Genomic DNA, 14,733 nt, shown 5'->3' with positions numbered 1-14,733 from the left:
GCCCCCGTTAATGATAGCGCCCGTGAGCCAAGCCTCAAGCGTTGGCGCAACCGTCGATGGTCAATGCCGTGCCTGTCACGAAGCGCCCTTCGGGACCGGCAAGCCAGGCGACCATGCCGGCGATCTCGTCGGCCGTGCCGAAGCGAGGCATCGCCATCTTCTGGCGCTGATGCTCGGCGTGCGGGCCGGCTGCCGGATTCATGTCGGTATCGGTCGACCCCGGATGGACGACATTGGCGGTGATGCCGCGCGGACTGAGATCGCGTGCAAAGGCCTTGGTCAGGCCAACCAAGGCAGCCTTGCTGGCCGAGTAGGCGCTCAGGCCGGCGTCCGTGGCACGCTCGGCCAGATTGCTGCCGATCGAGATGATCCGGCCACCCTCGCCCATATGCGCTGCTGCCGCCTTGGCGGCGACGAACGGGGCTCTGAGGTTGACCTCCATCGTCTCGTCGAAATCGGCAAGCGACAGGGCATCGATCGGCGCAGCGCGCCAGATGCCGGCGCTGTTGACCAGGATGTCGAGCCGTCCGAAGGCTGTTGCTGCCTCATCGACTGCCGCCTCGATCGCCCCAGCATCGCGATTGTCGGCCTCGATGGCAAAGGCCCGGCCGCCGGCCGCCTCGATTTCCCTGACCACCGCACACGCCCCTTCCTCGCCATTCACATAGGTGATCGCCACGCCTGCCCCGTCGGCCGCGAGCCTTCTTGCGATCGCCGCACCAATGCCGCGGCTGCCGCCGGTGACGAGGGCGGCCTTGCCGTTCAAGTTTCTGGATGACATCTGCTTCTCCATTTTGTAGTGATTGATACATAAATATCTGCCAGCCTTGCTGAACCACGTCAACCGAATTATGTATCGATCAATACAGAAAGGATGCCATGCCGGAACGAGGCCGCCCCCGCACCTTCGATCGAGCCGCCGCCTTGCGGCGCGCAATGGAAGTGTTTTGGGCCAAGGGTTATGAGGGCGCGTCGATAAGCGACCTGACCGCTGCAATGGGCATCAACTCTCCCAGCCTCTATGCCGCCTTCGGCAGCAAGGAAGCACTGTTTCTCGAGGCAACCGAGCTTTACACGCGGGTCGAGGGAACCGAGATCTGGTCCGCGCTGGAAAAGGCGCCGACCGCGCGCGAGGCCGTCGAACGGTTCCTGCGGCAGACTGCCAGGGCCTATTCACAGACCGGTCGTCCGCAAGGCTGCCTTATCACGCTCGGCGCATTGCACCAGGATTCAAGCCGCGGCGCCATCTGCGATGATCTGCGCCGTCGCCGCGCCGAAAACCGCGAAGCCTTGCTGACACGCCTCGAGCGTGGCGTCGCCGAGGGAGAGTTGCCGGCCGATTTCGACTGCGGTACGGCCGCGACCTTCTACGCGACCGTGCAGCACGGCATGTCGATCCAGGCGCGCGACGGCGCGTCGCGCTCGGCTCTTCTGGCGACGGTGGCCGGGGCAATGGCGGCTTGGATAGCGATGGCCAGCACCGGGGCAGCGTGACGGTCGAACCCGGCTGACAAGAACGATATTCAGGTCACTGCAGAGACGACTCCAGCCTGCCGGCAACGAAGCCAACGGCACGCTCCGCCACACCCCTGTCGGCGAGAATGCGGCGGTGGCCGAGCCCGTCGGCCCAGTAAAGCCGCACATGGTCGCCGGCGCGCGTGTAGAGCCTTGCATGCTCGGCGGACACTTCGCGGTCGTCCGGCGCGTGGATCACCAGCGTCGGCAGCGGCGTGCTTGCGAGCTGGCGGTCACCGGTGAACTCGTGCACCGGCCGGCCGGCGATGCGCTCGACCCGGTCGGCCATGGCGGCCTGCGAGCGCGAGCCGACATTCAGCATGCGGCTGAAATCAGCGAAGATCGCCGGCAGCGAGCTCGGCGCGGCGATAAGCACCAGCCGCCCGGCCGCCAATCGCGGGATGTTCCTGATCGAACCGGCGACGGCGTTGGTGGCAACGGTACCACCGAAGGAATGGCCGACAATGGCCGCGAACGGGCCGAACCATTCGCCGGCAACCCGTGCCGCATCGACCGCACTGACCAGGGTAAGCCGGCGGCCCTGCGACTGGCCGTGGCCCGGCAGATCGAGCGAGACCACCTTGTAGCCGGCATCGCGATAGGCTTCGATCAGCGTGCGCATGTATTCGGTGCGCGAACGCCAACCATGGATGACGAGCACGGTGCCGGCAGTCGCCCTGCCCGGCTCGGGCCGGAATTCATGCACCATGACGCAGCCGGTTCTGGTCTTTAGCCGGTGATGGCGTGCCTGGGTCATGAAATCGGCGGCGCGATCAATTGCGCGGCGCTCGCCTTTGCTCAAGCTCTTCTCGTGCGGCGTGCGGCAGAACAGCTCGAATGCAGCACGCCCGGTGAGTCGCGGTGCCACATGCTCAGCCACGCCGAACGTGCCGCGGATGACCTTCAGTCCAAATGATGCCATAGTGGCGATCCATTCATTGGTTCAAGCATGAACATAATAGTTCAAACATGAACATTAAGCAAGACCTGCCCTGGGACAACCCGCGTTTTCGCAACTGGGTCGCGGTGGCGCGCGCCTGCCATGTGGTGGAACGCACCCTGGCGGTGAAGCTTGCGCCGCTCGACCTGAAGCCGGCGCAGCTCGACGTGCTGATGAACCTCTACCGTCATCCCGGCATGTCGCAGCACGACCTTGCTCGTCGGCTGCTGGTCGGCCGCTCCAACATCACCATGCTTTTGCCTCAGCTGGAGACCCGTGGCCTGCTGCGCCGCGAGGGCGACGAGAAGGACAAGCGCGTGCTGAGGCTGACCTTGACAGAGGCCGGCGAGGCACTGCTGATGCAGGCGCTGAAGGTCCATATGGCGCTGATCGAGAAGGCGATGAGCCAGTCGACGCCGGAACAATGTGACATGATCGGCGAACAGATGCGTAGGATTGCCGAGGTTTTGAAGACCGCCTGACAGCCCAGTGCTCCACCACCAAATGCTTCACCACATCGATTTTTTCGCGCGCTCCGGCCATTCCTTGTCGTAGACCTCGCCGTCAATGTTCTTGCGGCTGGTGATTTCCAGGATTTGGCCGGGAGTCGGCAGCGATCTCGGGTCGACATGCCTTGCCAGATTCCACAGTTCCGATCGGTGGATGGCGCGGGCGCACTGGAAATAAACCGCATCGATCTCGATGATCGTCACCGAGCGCGCCGGCTTGCCCTCGACAGCGAACGAGGCGCAGAGCCCGGTATCGGTGGTGATGTGGGCGCGGCCATTGACGCGCAGCGTCGTGCCGGAACCCGGCACCAGGAACAGGAGCGCGACGCGCGGATCGCGAAGGATGTTCCTTAGCGAATCGGCACGGTTGTTGCCGCGCCGGTCCGGCATCATCAGCGTTTTCGGATCATGGATGCGGACGAAGCCGGCGAGATCGCCGCGCGGCGAGCAGTCCAGCCCTTCTGGCCCGCAGGTTGCGAGCGCGGCAAACGGCGAAGCCTCGATGATAGCTGCGTATTCGCGAATCAGCTGGTCGAGTTCCTTGACCACTGACGCTTCACCAGGCAGGCCATAGAGCGCTTCGAGCTGTTCGACGCTGGTGATTATCGACATGTTTTCGTCTCCAAACCGTTGCCGGCGCTACTCCAGATGCATGACGTTTTCACGACAAGTGCCCGTTTGCCGGTCATCAGGAAACGGGTGTCGAGGCAACGCAAACAAGGGCAAACCGCTTTACCTGCATGATCGTGCCAACGGATACGGAGGTCAAAAATGGATAAACCGCTCGACCGGCGACGCACCGCCATGGAACTTATTGAAAACATGTTCAATGTTGAAATGCGTTTCCTGCAATCAGGGTCGGAGAGCCTCGATGTGCTTGCCGGCGCATTTCATGCCGAGATTGTCGTGCATGAGCCGCGCTCCCTGCCCTATGCCGGTGACTGGAACGGCCTCGACGGCGTTGGCGCCCTTTTCCGCAAAATGCGGGAAATCTGGAGCGACGTGGCGGTGGAGGACCTTCAGGTCGCCCAAAACGATGACACGGTGTTCATGAGCTGCTCGCTTTCGCTGACATCGCGGGCCAATGGTGCAACCATCAAACAGCCGTTTGCCGAAGTCTTGCGCTTCAAGGATGACCGGCTGATCGAAGGCACGCCGTTTTATCACGACACCAGCGAGATACTGGCGATCCTGCGTTGACCTGAGAGTCCTGCGGGATCCCATTCAACGGTCGCGGCTCAGCCCCTTCTCTTCCAGTTCGGCGAGATAGGCGGCCCAGCGTGCATCCTTCTCATGACCCAGCGTATGCAGGTAATTCCAGGTGAAGATGCCGGTATCATGGAAATCGTCGAAGGTGATGCGCACGGCATAATTGCCGACCGGCTCGATCTTCAGAATCGCTACATTGCGCTTGCCGGGAACGGTGACGCGCTGTTCGGGCGAATGGCCCTGCACCTCGGCCGATGGCGAGGCGACGCGCAGAAGCTCAGCCGGCAACTCGAACGGCTGATGGCCCGGAAAGGTGACGGAAAGCAGCTTGCGGTCCTTCGAGACCCTGAGTTCCTTTGGCGCTGTCATGCTGGTGGATCCTGCGGAGAACTGCCCTTCCTACGCCGCTTCGCGTCGAGGGAAAAGGCCGTTTCAGAACTTCCGACATGATCTGTCGGCGTCGGAATGTTACCGAAGATCACGAGCTTCTATCTTGAATGCCAAGTTGGTTCGTATCACATAGCCATATATAACGAAGCCGTTCACGGCCACGGGAAGCGCATAAGCATGGATATGATCGATCCTTTCGGTCGCACGATCACCTACCTGCGCGTGTCGGTCACCGACCGCTGCGATTTCCGCTGCACCTATTGCATGGCCGAGGACATGACGTTCCTGCCGAAGAAGGACCTGCTGTCGCTGGAAGAGCTCGACCGGCTCTGCACGGTCTTCATCGAAAAGGGTGTGCGCAAGCTCCGCCTCACCGGCGGTGAGCCGCTTGTGCGCAAGAACATCATGCACCTGGTACGCCAGCTTTCGCGGCATCTCGAGAGTGGTGCACTGGAAGAGCTGACGCTGACCACCAACGGATCGCAGCTTTCCCGCTTTGCCGCCGAGCTCGCCGACTGCGGCGTCAAGCGCATTAACGTCTCGCTCGATACCCTCGATGCCGACAAATTCCGCCAGATCACCCGCTGGGGCAATCTGGACAAGGTCATGGACGGCATCGACGCCGCGCAGGCGGCCGGGCTGAAGGTAAAGCTCAATGCCGTGGCGTTGAAGGACTTCAATGACGCCGAATTGCCTGAAATGCTGCGCTGGGCGCATGGCCGCGGCATGGATCTGACGATCATCGAAACCATGCCGATGGGCGAGATCGATGCCGACCGCACCGACCAGTATTTGCCGCTGTCGCTGCTGCGCGCGGCTCTCGAACGCCAGTTCACGCTAAGCGACATTCCCTACAAGACCGGTGGCCCGGCCCGCTATGTCCAAGTCGCCGAGACCGGCGGGCGGCTGGGCTTCATCACACCGATGACGCATAATTTCTGCGAAAGCTGCAACCGGGTCCGGCTGACCTGCACCGGCACCCTTTACATGTGCCTCGGCCAGGAAGATGCGGCCGACCTGCGCGCGCCGCTGCGTGCGTCGGAAGGCAACGAGCTGGTCGCCGATGCCATCGACGAAGCAATCGGCCGCAAGCCCAAAGGCCACGACTTCATCATCGATCGCCGCACCAACCGTCCGTCGGTGTCGCGGCATATGAGCGTCACCGGCGGCTGATTTTTCGCCGATTTCGTGCAAGAATAATCGCCTTGGTATCGGCGCGAGGCAAGGCGTGCAGCGGTTTTTTTGCAGTCCTGACGTTTTTCGGAGTGATGGCGGGGACCACGGCAGTTGCCGCGCCATTTACCTATACGAACGAGCGCTTCGGTACCATCTGCACCTTTCCGGATGAAATCTTCACTCTTCGCCAGCCTGAGCCGGACAATGGCGATGGACAACAATGGCTCACTGCCGATGGCGCCAGCCTGATCTGTTCGGGTATCCTCAACATCGATGACGACACCCCGACAGCCTTCGTCTCCGCCGAGAGGGCCGGCAAGGAACCTGGCTACAGGATCACCTACAGCAAGACCGGCAAGGACTGGGCGGTGCTGTCGGGCATCAAAGGCGAGAACATCTTCTACGAACGCCGCCTGTTCGGAAAAGACGGTGTCATCCGCACGGTCTGGATCAACTACCCGCCAGCCCTGAAATCGAAATACGACCCGCTCGTCGATGCGATCGCCGGCAGCCTCAGGGGACCGTGAGCATCCGGCGACGTCAGAACTTATTGGCAGCCTATTGTTTTTGCTAGCGAGTCACGGTTGTTGGCGCGTGTAGTCATATCGTACGGCAAGCCATTTTTTGCCGCTGCCATTGGCCTGGAGGAAATGTTGCTCGGCCACTTCGTGATTGTCGCCGTCCCTGGAAATGACGAAATCGGAGGCCGTGAACCGCCCTTCGACCTCGGGGCCGAAGCCGACGAAACCAAGCGGCTGGAACAGGAGTGAAATCTTGCCGTCCTCCTCACCACCAAAACTCCAGGCGGGCATGATCCCTGCCGGGAAACGGGTGTCCATGGAGACATACTTCCAGCGGCCCTCCACTCGGTCATAGCTCAAATAGGCTATCCGCTGGAAGTCCGGCATTTTCGACCCGGGCGCCGGGCGCATCACCTCCTGCATGAAGGGACCGATCATCGTGCGCTCGGCCACCAGCCCGGTCATGACGATCGGCTGCGCACCGGGCGTTGGCCAGATCGTGTTGACGACGGACCATTTCCCGACGCGGCGAGCGAGCTCATCCGCTTCGTGACCCGGCGTGGACATCCGTTCGACTGCCGACGCCGAAGCGCCGTTCTCGGCGAACGCAGGCGCTATCGCCATGAGGATGACGGCCAGGGCAGAAGAGAACCGGAAAGCCGACGAAACATGCCGCCTGCTGCCTGTGCCAAGCCAGTCCGCATTGCCTCGTGCATTCATCATGGACCATCTCCCCAACACGATCAGAAGCTTACAATGACCAATTTGGTGAATCTTGCCGAGCAAATTTGATCTCGTCGAAATATTTCCTCGAGCCGCAATGTGATAAATTTGCCCTCCGGACCTATCCTTTAGAACGGCACCTTTTTTGGGTCACACCCAGAAAAGGTCTCGTCCGCAAACGGTCACCGGATTTACCGCAAGCCCATTCGGGCCTAGCCTCTGCTCTGGAGCGGTTCTTCGCCCAGTGGGGGAATACGATATGCGCAAACTCATTCTTTCTCTTGCATTGCTCAGCCTCGCGGCCCTGCCCGCGGCGGCTCAGTCGATCGGCGGCACCTATGCCGTGGCCGGCACCAATTTCGATGGGTCGTCCTATGGTGGCGACGCGACGATCACTCTGACCAGCGAGACGACCTGCACGATCCATTGGGAGACAGGCGGCTCGTCCTCGGACGGTATCTGCATGCGCAATGATGATGCCTTCTCCGCCGGTTATGTCATGGGCAAGGCGGTCGGTCTTGTCGTCTACAAGGTGCAGGACGACGGCTCGCTGCGTGGCCTGTGGACGATTGCCGGCAAGGAAGGCAACGGCACCGAGGTACTGACGCCCAAATAAGCCCTGCCGCTCTTGCGCGACAGACGTTACGGCCCATAGAAAGGCTGTGGCCCAGCCCTTTGACGTTGCTGTTTTGCGGGTGCCTGCTAGACGCTTGCTGCAGGACTCACCCGGTAATCGCCTTGCCTCTTTCGCCAAACCTGCGCGGCGCGTTGTTCATGATGGTGGCCATGGCTGGTTTCACCCTCAACGACGCTATCACCAAATTCTCGTCGGAATCGATGAACATGGCGCAGGTCATGCTGATCCGCGGCGCCTTTGCTTCGCTTTTCGTTGGCCTGCTTGCGTGGCAACGCGGCGCGCTTGCCCGGCCAGGTTCGATGCTGCAGCCGACCGTTGCGCTGCGCGTCGCCGGCGAGGCCGGCGCCACGGTGTCCTTCCTGGTTGCTCTGGCGCATCTTCCGATCGCCAATGTCTCCGCCGTGCTGCAGGCGCTGCCGCTGGCGGTGACGATGGGCGCAGCGCTTGTGTTCAACGAGGGCGTCGGCTGGCGGCGCTGGCTGGCTATTGCCGTCGGTTTTGCCGGCGTGCTGATCATCGTACGGCCGGGCTTCGAAGGGTTCAGCGTCTTTTCTCTGCTGGCGCTGGCCAGCGTGGCATGCTGTGCAGTGCGCGATCTCGGCACGAAGCGGATACCGCAGGCAATTCCGACATTGCTGGTGTCGAGCGCCACCGCCCTTGCCATGACGTTTCTGGGCGCGGCATTGCTTTCACCGATGGGCGGTTGGACACCGATGACAGGACAAAGCACGGCGTTCCTGGCGCTGGCGGCGGTGCTCGTGCTCATCGGCTACCACTTCATCATCACGGCGATGCGGGTGGGCGATATCTCCTTCATTGCGCCGTTCCGCTACACCGCCCTGCTCTGGTCGATCCTGCTTGGCTTCACGATCTTCGGCGATGTCCCGGATCTGCCGATGATCCTCGGTGCCACGATCATCATCGGCTCAGGCCTCTATGCACTCTACCGCGAACGGATCGTCGGCCGGCGAAAGACAGCCGCCGAAAGCACTGGACCGGACATGGCGCCGGACGGCATATAGAGTGACTGTCGACGACTGTCTGATTTGAAAACTGGATTTTGGGTCTAGGCAGCAAACGATGGGCCGAGATATCGCAGGGATCATTCTAGCCGGCGGCCGGTCGAGCCGGATGGGCGGCGGCGACAAGACGTTGCTTGCGCTTGGCGACGGTACCCTGCTCGACCATGTCGTTTCGCGCCTTGGCCCGCAGGTCGGACCGCTTGCGCTAAACGCCAATGGCGATCCGACACGGTTTGCCGCGACGGGGCTTCCGGTGCTTGCCGACACCGTCAAAGGTTATGCCGGGCCGCTTGCCGGGATCCTGACCGGCCTCGAATGGGCTTCCGACACGACCTGCCAGGCGCTGGTCACGGCTGCCGGCGATACGCCTTTCCTGCCGAGGGATATGGTCGAGCGGCTGCTCGCGGCAGCCTATGCGCGCTCCGGCTCGATCGCCGTTGCCTGTTCCGGCGGCAAACGACATCCGACCTTTGCACTCTGGCCGCTAGGGTTAGATCAGGCCTTGCGACAATTTCTCGTCGAGGAAGACAACCGGCGCGTTGCGGCGTTCATCGACCGGCACGGTTTTGTCGAGGTGGAATTTCCCATCCTGAAATCCGGCGGGGCCGAGATCGATCCGTTCTTCAACATCAACACTCCCGACGACCTTGCCCAGGCCGCGCATCTGTTGCGGAGCATCGAGCCATGAAAAGACGTGTCTTCGGCATCACCGGCTGGAAGAACTCCGGCAAGACGACATTGACCGAAAAGCTGGTGGCCGAGTTCGTCCGGCGCGGCTGGAAAGTGTCGACGGTAAAACACGCCCATCATGATTTCGACATCGACAAACCCGGAGCGGACAGCTTTCGCCACCGGCAGGCGGGAGCAGTGGAGGTCGCGGTCGTGTCGGGCAGGCGCTGGGCGCTGATGCACGAATTGCGCGGCGAGGACGAGCCGACGCTGGACGCGATCCTGTCACGGCTGGCACCCTCCGATATCGTGCTGGTCGAGGGTTACAAGCGCGAGGCGCACAAGAAAATCGAGACGCGACGGCTCGAGGCCAAGGACCGGACACCGCTCTCGGCAGGCGATCCACACATTGTCGCCATCGCGTCCGACTTCCACATTGTCGGCGAAGACCTGCCGGCCTTCGATCTCGACGACACGAATTCGATAGCTGACTTCATCGAGCGCGCCACCGGCCTGACGCGCTGAGATCGCGGCCGCAGGGGGCTTCCGGCCACTTTCTCTCCATTCAGGCGTTTGACCCAGCGTCACCGTTTTCTGAACATGACCTTCCCTCAAGCGACGGTTTTGCAGTTGCTTTTTCTTGGGAAAGAATGGGAGTATCGCGCCAGCGGGCGGTCAAAAGCACCGCCCACAGAGCCGTTCGGGAACGACGGCCGGGACCAACAGAGAGGACCATTATGCGTATTGCACTGCGTATCGCGCTCGCCGCTTCGGCTGCGCTGCTGACGCTTGGCGTTGCCCAGGCGCAGGAAAAAACCTTGAGGATCGGCACCGAGGGAGCGTATCCGCCATTCAACAACCTCACCGCCGACGGCCAACTCGTGGGCTTCGATATCGACATCGCCAAGGCGCTTTGCGACGAGATGAAGGTGAAGTGCACCTTCGTCGCGCAGGACTGGGACGGCATCATTCCAGCCCTTCAGGCAGGCAAGTTCGACGCCATCGTCGCGTCGATGTCGATCACGCCGGAACGCGCCGAGAAGGTCGACTTCACCCACAAATATTACAATACGCCGCCGGCGATCGCCGCGCCCAAGGACACCGACATCAAGGGTGTCACCAAGGAAGATTTGGCCGGCAAAACGATCGGCGTGCAGGCGTCCACCACGCATTTCAACTATTCGACCAAGACTTATACCGACAGCACCGTCAAGCCGTACCCGACCGCACAGGAATACCAGCTCGATCTGGCCAATGGCCGGCTCGATGCCGCCAACGACGACGTCGTCGTGCTGCAGCAATGGCTGGATTCGCCGGACGGCGCCTGCTGCAAGCTGGTCGGCACAATCAAGCCGGTTATCGAAATCCACGGTCCGGGCGCCGGCATTGCCGTGCGCAAGGGCGAGACCGATCTGGTCAACCAGTTCAATGCGGCGATCGACGCCATCCGCGCAAACGGAAAGTACAAGGAAATCAACGACAAATACTTCAAATATGACGTTTATGGCGGCGAGTCCTGATCGACCGACATAGGATGACGTGAACGGCGGGAGATTCCCGCCGTTCTTATAAGGACGCCGCGCACGAGGGGTGATGCGGTACGGGTCTCGAAGAGCCTCAAGGAGAACAGGCAGGCGGATGCAGAGCGCACTGACGCTTCTCAGTTGGGGACCCGAAGGCTGGCTCGACGACATCGCCGCGGGTGTATTTGTCACGGTATGTCTTGCGCTGGCCACTCTGCCTTTCGGGCTGACGCTCGGCTTTTTCGTGGCGCTGGCCAAACAATCGGAAGAGCCGTCGCTGAGACTGGCCGGGAACATCTACACCACGATTTTTCGCGGAATACCCGAGCTGCTCACCCTATTTCTCATCTTCTTCGGCATCCCATTGATCCTGCAATACATTGTCCGGCTGGTGAGCCCTGGCACCTCCGCCGACGTCAACAGCTTCGTCGCCGGCATGATCGCGCTGTGCTTCATTTTCTCCTCTTATTCCAGCGAGGTGTTTTTATCCGCATTCCGCGCCATTCCAAAAGGGCAATATGAGGGAGGCTATTCGGTTGGCCTGTCCAGCGGCCAGACGATGCGGCTGATCGTGTTGCCGCAGTTGATCCGCATCGCGTTGCCCGGACTTGCCAATCTCTGGCTTATCCTGCTCAAGGACACCGCGCTCGTCTCGGCCGTCGGGCTCAACGAGATCCTCCGGCAGAGCGGGGTTGCCGCTCGCGTCACCAAGCATGCCTTCCTGTTTTACGGTTTTGCCGGCCTGATCTATCTCCTGCTGGCGATCGTCTCCTCCTTCGGCATCAATGCGATCGAACGAGCGGTCGGCAGCAGCGAGGTCAAGAGATGAGCCTGGCCACCGACACGCTGAAGGTCGACCGGCCGCCGCCGCCCGCACGCGGCTGGTCGCGCCAACGCGTCCTCGGCCATGTCCTGGTCGGCCTGTGGATCGCTCTCGGCATCGGCATGGTCGTCTACCTGGTCGCTGCGTGGAACCCGGAGTTCTTCCAGAAATATGCACCCGGCTACATATCCGGCCTCGGCATCACCCTGTTGCTGGTTGCCATCTCGATTGTGCTTGGCGCGATCCTGTCGGTGCCGATCGCCTATGCACGTATGTCGAAGAACCCGATCCTCTCGGGGTTTGCCTATGCCTATGTCTATTTTTTTCGCGGCACGCCGCTGTTGGCGCAGACCTTCCTGGTCTACTACGGATTGGGCTCCTTCCGGCCGGAACTCGAGATGGTCGGCCTGTGGGGTTTCTTCCGCGAGGCGTTCAACTGCGCGATCTTCGCCTTTTCGCTGAATACGGCCGCGTACCAGGCCGAGATTTTGCGTGGCGCGATCGAGAGCGTACCGAGGGGTCAATGGGAAGGTGCCGCCTCGCTCGGCCTGCACAAAGTGCAAATCCTACGGAAAATTATCCTGCCGCAGGCGCTGATCGTGGCGCTCCGCCCGTATGGCAACGAGATCATCCTGATGATCAAGGGCTCGGCGATCGTTGCCATCATCACCGTCTATGATCTGATGGGCATCACGAAGCTCACCTATGCGCGCACTTTCGACTTCCAGTCCTTTATATGGGCGGCGATCATCTATCTGATCATTGTCGAGATCCTGCGTCACGCGGTCGAATGGATCGAACGGCGCATCACCATCCACCTGCACCGCTGACTCCCATCGCATTGCCTGATCCGGTAAGAAGACCGCAAAGCAGGCTTGTAGGGGATTCGAAAACATGGCTTCGGTGGCATTTCTTGGTCTTGGCGTCATGGGTTATCCGATGGCCGGACATCTCAAGAACAAGGGCGGTTACGATGTCACCGTCTACAATCGTACCAGCGCCAAGGCCGAGCAGTGGGTTGCCCGGCACGGCGGCAGCTTCGCTGTGACGCCAGCGGAGGCGGCGGAGGGCAAGGACTTCGTCTTTTCCTGCGTCGGCAATGACGACGATCTGCGCTCGGTGACGACCGGCGCCGGAGGCGCCTTCAATTCCATGAAGAAAGGCGCCATCTTCATCGACAATACCACAGCATCGGCGGAGGTCGCGCGCGAACTGGCGCAGCAGTCGCAAGCGCTCGGGTTTGCGTTCCTCGACGCCCCGGTCTCCGGCGGCCAGGCAGGCGCCGAGAACGGAATGCTGACCGTGATGGTCGGCGGCGAGCCCGACGCCTTCGACAGGGCCAAGCCAGTCATAGATGCTTATGCCCGCATGGTCGGATTGATGGGACCGGCCGGGGCTGGCCAGCTCACCAAGATGATCAACCAGATCTGCATCGCCGGCCTCGTTCAGGGCTTGGCCGAGGGCATCCATTTCGGCAAGAAGGCAGGGCTCGACATCGAAAAGGTCATCGAGGTGATTTCCAAGGGTGCGGCCGGTTCCTGGCAGATGGAGAACCGGCACAAGACGATGAATGCCGGCAAATATGATTTCGGCTTCGCCGTCGACTGGATGCGCAAGGATCTTGGCATCTGCCTCGCCGAGGCCGACCGCAACGGCGCCAAACTGCCGGTGACGGCACTTGTCGACCAGTTCTACAAGGACGTGCAAGCGATGGGCGGCAAGCGCTGGGACACGTCCTCGCTGCTGGCGCGGCTGGAGAAATAGGATTTCACTGTGGCCGAGCTTTCGCCTCAATCCAGCGCCGATGAAATTGTCGCTCATCTGCGCTCGATCGCCTCGGAGAAAAATCGACTTGGCATGCTGCGCTACGGCATCAAGATCGAACGTGCGCTAGGTATCTCGCATGGCGTGCAGCGGCAGATTGCCAAGAAAATCAAGCGCAACCATGAGCGTGCCTTTGAGCTTTGGCAGACAGGCATCATGGAGGCGCAGTTCATCGCTTCCGTGACAGCCGATCCGGAGCGGTTCTCCGGCGCGGATGCAAGACGATGGGCGGCGACTTTCGACTCGTGGGATATCGTCGACGGGGTCTCCGATCTCTTTGTCGACACGGATTGCTGGAAGGAATTGATCGCCGAATTCGCGGTCGACGAACGGGAATTCGTTCGACGCACGGCTTTTGCGATGATGGCCTGGTCGGTAGTCCACCGGAAGAAGGAACCCGAGACGACCTTCCTCGAATTCCTGCCGATCATCGAAGCGCATGCGACCGACGGCCGCAATTTTGTGAAGAAGGCCGTGAACTGGGCGCTTCGTTCGATCGGCAAGCGATCGATGAATTTGCACGGCCCTGCCCTTGCCCTGGCGCTAAAACTGGCGGCCTCGACAGACAGGACCGCACGCTGGATCGGCAAGGACGCCGTGAAGGAACTTTCCGATGCCAAGACGCTCGAGCGGCTCGCCGCCAGAAAAGCTTGACCTGAGCGAAGCGCGCTTCACGGAGGTGACGCAATCGACGCGCGCCGATTTCGAAAACCTGTTCGAGCAACCCGGCGGGCCGAAATACTGCTGGTGTATGGCTTGGCGCAATCTCGACCGCCGCGAGCATGTCGAGAACGACGAGAAGAAACGCGCGATGATGACGCTGATCGACGCCGGCACGCCGGTCGGCATTGTCGCCCAGATCGATGGCCGGACCGTCGGCTGGTGCTCGATTGCGCCGCGCGAGACCTACCGCAAGCTGTCACGGCAGCAGGACGATAGCGAGATGGGCATCTGGTCGATCGTCTGCTTCTATGTACCGAAAGCGCTGCGCGGCGGCGGGCTGGCAAGCGCATTGCTTGACGCGGCCATCGATCACGCCTTTGCCAAAGGCGCCAGGACGATCGAAGCCTATCCCGTCGACCAGGCTTCGCCGAGCTACAGCTTCATGGGTTTTCGCGACATGTTCGTCGCCCGCGGCTTTCGCGAGATCGGCATGACCGGCTCGCGCCGGCATGTGATGCGGCTTGAGCGTTGACCTGTGAGGCAGCGGCAGCTTTACTCGATGTCCGCAGATCAAGGCTCAACGGCGGAG

The 14,733-nt window shown here is 61.5% G+C and carries 20 protein-coding genes; 15 read left to right on the top strand and 5 right to left on the bottom strand.

From position 1 onward, the window contains the following. Positions 1–34: 34 nt before the first annotated feature. Entirely contained in the window at positions 35–781 is a 747-nt protein-coding gene (locus NKH93_RS27605) for an SDR family oxidoreductase (RefSeq protein ID WP_352973646.1), read from the bottom strand. A 98-nt stretch (positions 782–879) separates the two neighbouring features. Between NKH93_RS27605 and NKH93_RS27600 the strand changes: the two genes are divergently transcribed. Continuing rightward, positions 880–1,494, top strand: coding sequence for a TetR/AcrR family transcriptional regulator (locus tag NKH93_RS27600; RefSeq protein WP_352816398.1), 615 nt, complete (start codon positions 880–882; stop codon positions 1,492–1,494). A gap of 34 nt (positions 1,495–1,528) precedes the next feature. Here the strand turns inward: NKH93_RS27600 and NKH93_RS27595 are convergent, their stop codons facing one another. After that, complete coding sequence (locus NKH93_RS27595) at positions 1,529–2,437, bottom strand: alpha/beta hydrolase (protein ID WP_352973645.1); 909 nt, start codon at positions 2,435–2,437, stop codon at positions 1,529–1,531. Between the two features lie 47 nt (positions 2,438–2,484). On the opposite strand from NKH93_RS27595, the gene NKH93_RS27590 reads away from it, so the two are divergent. Further along, positions 2,485–2,937 carry a MarR family winged helix-turn-helix transcriptional regulator gene (locus NKH93_RS27590; RefSeq protein ID WP_352448891.1) on the top strand — a complete coding sequence of 151 codons (453 nt, stop codon included), beginning with the start codon at positions 2,485–2,487 and terminating at the stop codon, positions 2,935–2,937. Positions 2,938–2,964: 27 nt separating this feature from the next. Here the strand turns inward: NKH93_RS27590 and NKH93_RS27585 are convergent, their stop codons facing one another. After that, positions 2,965–3,576: a pyridoxamine 5'-phosphate oxidase family protein gene (locus tag NKH93_RS27585; protein ID WP_352816404.1), complete on the bottom strand. Its 612-nt coding sequence runs from the start codon at positions 3,574–3,576 to the stop codon at positions 2,965–2,967. Between the two features lie 159 nt (positions 3,577–3,735). Here NKH93_RS27585 and NKH93_RS27580 point away from each other — a divergent pair, with 159 nt between their 5' ends. Further along, positions 3,736–4,164, top strand: a complete 429-nt coding sequence (locus tag NKH93_RS27580) for a nuclear transport factor 2 family protein (RefSeq protein WP_023675023.1) — start codon at positions 3,736–3,738, stop codon at positions 4,162–4,164. Between the two features lie 24 nt (positions 4,165–4,188). Here NKH93_RS27580 and NKH93_RS27575 read toward each other — a convergent pair whose 3' ends face one another. After that, complete coding sequence (locus tag NKH93_RS27575; protein WP_023717628.1) at positions 4,189–4,542, bottom strand: gamma-butyrobetaine hydroxylase family protein; 354 nt, start codon at positions 4,540–4,542, stop codon at positions 4,189–4,191. 198 nt (positions 4,543–4,740) lie between these two features. On the opposite strand from NKH93_RS27575, the gene moaA reads away from it, so the two are divergent. Next, positions 4,741–5,736 carry a GTP 3',8-cyclase MoaA gene (moaA, locus tag NKH93_RS27570; protein ID WP_352816408.1) on the top strand — a complete coding sequence of 332 codons (996 nt, stop codon included), beginning with the start codon at positions 4,741–4,743 and terminating at the stop codon, positions 5,734–5,736. Positions 5,737–5,831: 95 nt separating this feature from the next. Continuing rightward, positions 5,832–6,266, top strand: a complete 435-nt coding sequence (locus NKH93_RS27565; RefSeq protein ID WP_352973644.1) for a hypothetical protein — start codon at positions 5,832–5,834, stop codon at positions 6,264–6,266. A 51-nt stretch (positions 6,267–6,317) separates the two neighbouring features. On the opposite strand, the gene NKH93_RS27560 is transcribed toward NKH93_RS27565, so the two are convergent. Next, a complete protein-coding gene (locus NKH93_RS27560; RefSeq protein WP_198023531.1) occupies positions 6,318–7,046 on the bottom strand; it encodes a DUF1579 family protein in 729 nt (242 codons plus the stop codon). A gap of 196 nt (positions 7,047–7,242) precedes the next feature. On the opposite strand from NKH93_RS27560, the gene NKH93_RS27555 reads away from it, so the two are divergent. The 10 genes from NKH93_RS27555 (at position 7,243) to NKH93_RS27510 (ending at position 14,676) form a co-directional block, all read left to right on the top strand. Continuing rightward, positions 7,243–7,599: a hypothetical protein gene (locus NKH93_RS27555; protein ID WP_352448884.1), complete on the top strand. Its 357-nt coding sequence runs from the start codon at positions 7,243–7,245 to the stop codon at positions 7,597–7,599. Positions 7,600–7,721: 122 nt separating this feature from the next. Beyond that, on the top strand, positions 7,722–8,642 hold the full coding sequence (locus tag NKH93_RS27550; protein WP_352816412.1) for a DMT family transporter: 921 nt from the start codon (positions 7,722–7,724) through the stop codon (positions 8,640–8,642). A gap of 58 nt (positions 8,643–8,700) precedes the next feature. Next, positions 8,701–9,330: a molybdenum cofactor guanylyltransferase MobA gene (gene mobA / locus NKH93_RS27545; protein ID WP_352471892.1), complete on the top strand. Its 630-nt coding sequence runs from the start codon at positions 8,701–8,703 to the stop codon at positions 9,328–9,330. Continuing rightward, on the top strand, positions 9,327–9,836 hold the full coding sequence (gene mobB / locus NKH93_RS27540) for a molybdopterin-guanine dinucleotide biosynthesis protein B (protein ID WP_352471893.1): 510 nt from the start codon (positions 9,327–9,329) through the stop codon (positions 9,834–9,836). Before mobA ends, mobB begins: the two co-directional genes overlap by 4 nt. 212 nt (positions 9,837–10,048) lie before the next feature. Beyond that, on the top strand, positions 10,049–10,831 hold the full coding sequence (locus NKH93_RS27535; RefSeq protein WP_352471894.1) for an ABC transporter substrate-binding protein: 783 nt from the start codon (positions 10,049–10,051) through the stop codon (positions 10,829–10,831). Positions 10,832–10,949: 118 nt separating this feature from the next. Further along, positions 10,950–11,663, top strand: a complete 714-nt coding sequence (locus tag NKH93_RS27530) for an ABC transporter permease (RefSeq protein ID WP_352471895.1) — start codon at positions 10,950–10,952, stop codon at positions 11,661–11,663. Further along, a complete protein-coding gene (locus NKH93_RS27525; RefSeq protein ID WP_352815594.1) occupies positions 11,660–12,487 on the top strand; it encodes an ABC transporter permease in 828 nt (275 codons plus the stop codon). Before NKH93_RS27530 ends, NKH93_RS27525 begins: the two co-directional genes overlap by 4 nt. 64 nt (positions 12,488–12,551) lie before the next feature. Next, positions 12,552–13,421 (top strand): NAD(P)-dependent oxidoreductase, encoded by an 870-nt coding sequence (locus tag NKH93_RS27520; protein ID WP_352815596.1) that lies wholly within the window; start codon positions 12,552–12,554, stop codon positions 13,419–13,421. Positions 13,422–13,430: 9 nt separating this feature from the next. Continuing rightward, positions 13,431–14,135 carry a DNA alkylation repair protein gene (locus tag NKH93_RS27515; RefSeq protein WP_352816415.1) on the top strand — a complete coding sequence of 235 codons (705 nt, stop codon included), beginning with the start codon at positions 13,431–13,433 and terminating at the stop codon, positions 14,133–14,135. Beyond that, positions 14,095–14,676 carry a GNAT family N-acetyltransferase gene (locus tag NKH93_RS27510; RefSeq protein WP_352815600.1) on the top strand — a complete coding sequence of 194 codons (582 nt, stop codon included), beginning with the start codon at positions 14,095–14,097 and terminating at the stop codon, positions 14,674–14,676. Before NKH93_RS27515 ends, NKH93_RS27510 begins: the two co-directional genes overlap by 41 nt. Positions 14,677–14,733 lie beyond the last annotated feature (57 nt).

Source organism: Mesorhizobium sp. M0954, from assembly GCF_040319155.1.
Classification (GTDB): Bacteria; Pseudomonadota; Alphaproteobacteria; order Rhizobiales; family Rhizobiaceae; genus Mesorhizobium.
The sequence above is the reverse complement of the archived record's forward strand: the minus strand, read 5'-3'. Positions and strand labels throughout refer to the sequence as shown.

Excerpts from the sequence above, each read along its gene's own strand:
- NKH93_RS27605 (WP_352973646.1), bottom strand. The coding sequence starts at position 781 with ATGTCATCCAGAAACTTGAACGGCAAGGCCGCCCTCGTCACCGGCGGC.
- NKH93_RS27600 (WP_352816398.1), top strand. The coding sequence starts at position 880 with ATGCCGGAACGAGGCCGCCCCCGCACCTTCGATCGAGCCGCCGCCTTG.
- NKH93_RS27595 (WP_352973645.1), bottom strand. The coding sequence starts at position 2,437 with ATGGCATCATTTGGACTGAAGGTCATCCGCGGCACGTTCGGCGTGGCT.
- NKH93_RS27590 (WP_352448891.1), top strand. The coding sequence starts at position 2,485 with ATGAACATTAAGCAAGACCTGCCCTGGGACAACCCGCGTTTTCGCAAC.
- NKH93_RS27585 (WP_352816404.1), bottom strand. The coding sequence starts at position 3,576 with ATGTCGATAATCACCAGCGTCGAACAGCTCGAAGCGCTCTATGGCCTG.
- NKH93_RS27580 (WP_023675023.1), top strand. The coding sequence starts at position 3,736 with ATGGATAAACCGCTCGACCGGCGACGCACCGCCATGGAACTTATTGAA.
- NKH93_RS27575 (WP_023717628.1), bottom strand. The coding sequence starts at position 4,542 with ATGACAGCGCCAAAGGAACTCAGGGTCTCGAAGGACCGCAAGCTGCTT.
- moaA (WP_352816408.1), top strand. The coding sequence starts at position 4,741 with ATGGATATGATCGATCCTTTCGGTCGCACGATCACCTACCTGCGCGTG.
- NKH93_RS27565 (WP_352973644.1), top strand. The coding sequence starts at position 5,832 with ATGGCGGGGACCACGGCAGTTGCCGCGCCATTTACCTATACGAACGAG.
- NKH93_RS27555 (WP_352448884.1), top strand. The coding sequence starts at position 7,243 with ATGCGCAAACTCATTCTTTCTCTTGCATTGCTCAGCCTCGCGGCCCTG.
- mobA (WP_352471892.1), top strand. The coding sequence starts at position 8,701 with ATGGGCCGAGATATCGCAGGGATCATTCTAGCCGGCGGCCGGTCGAGC.
- mobB (WP_352471893.1), top strand. The coding sequence starts at position 9,327 with ATGAAAAGACGTGTCTTCGGCATCACCGGCTGGAAGAACTCCGGCAAG.
- NKH93_RS27535 (WP_352471894.1), top strand. The coding sequence starts at position 10,049 with ATGCGTATTGCACTGCGTATCGCGCTCGCCGCTTCGGCTGCGCTGCTG.
- NKH93_RS27530 (WP_352471895.1), top strand. The coding sequence starts at position 10,950 with ATGCAGAGCGCACTGACGCTTCTCAGTTGGGGACCCGAAGGCTGGCTC.
- NKH93_RS27525 (WP_352815594.1), top strand. The coding sequence starts at position 11,660 with ATGAGCCTGGCCACCGACACGCTGAAGGTCGACCGGCCGCCGCCGCCC.
- NKH93_RS27520 (WP_352815596.1), top strand. The coding sequence starts at position 12,552 with ATGGCTTCGGTGGCATTTCTTGGTCTTGGCGTCATGGGTTATCCGATG.
- NKH93_RS27510 (WP_352815600.1), top strand. The coding sequence starts at position 14,095 with ATGCCAAGACGCTCGAGCGGCTCGCCGCCAGAAAAGCTTGACCTGAGC.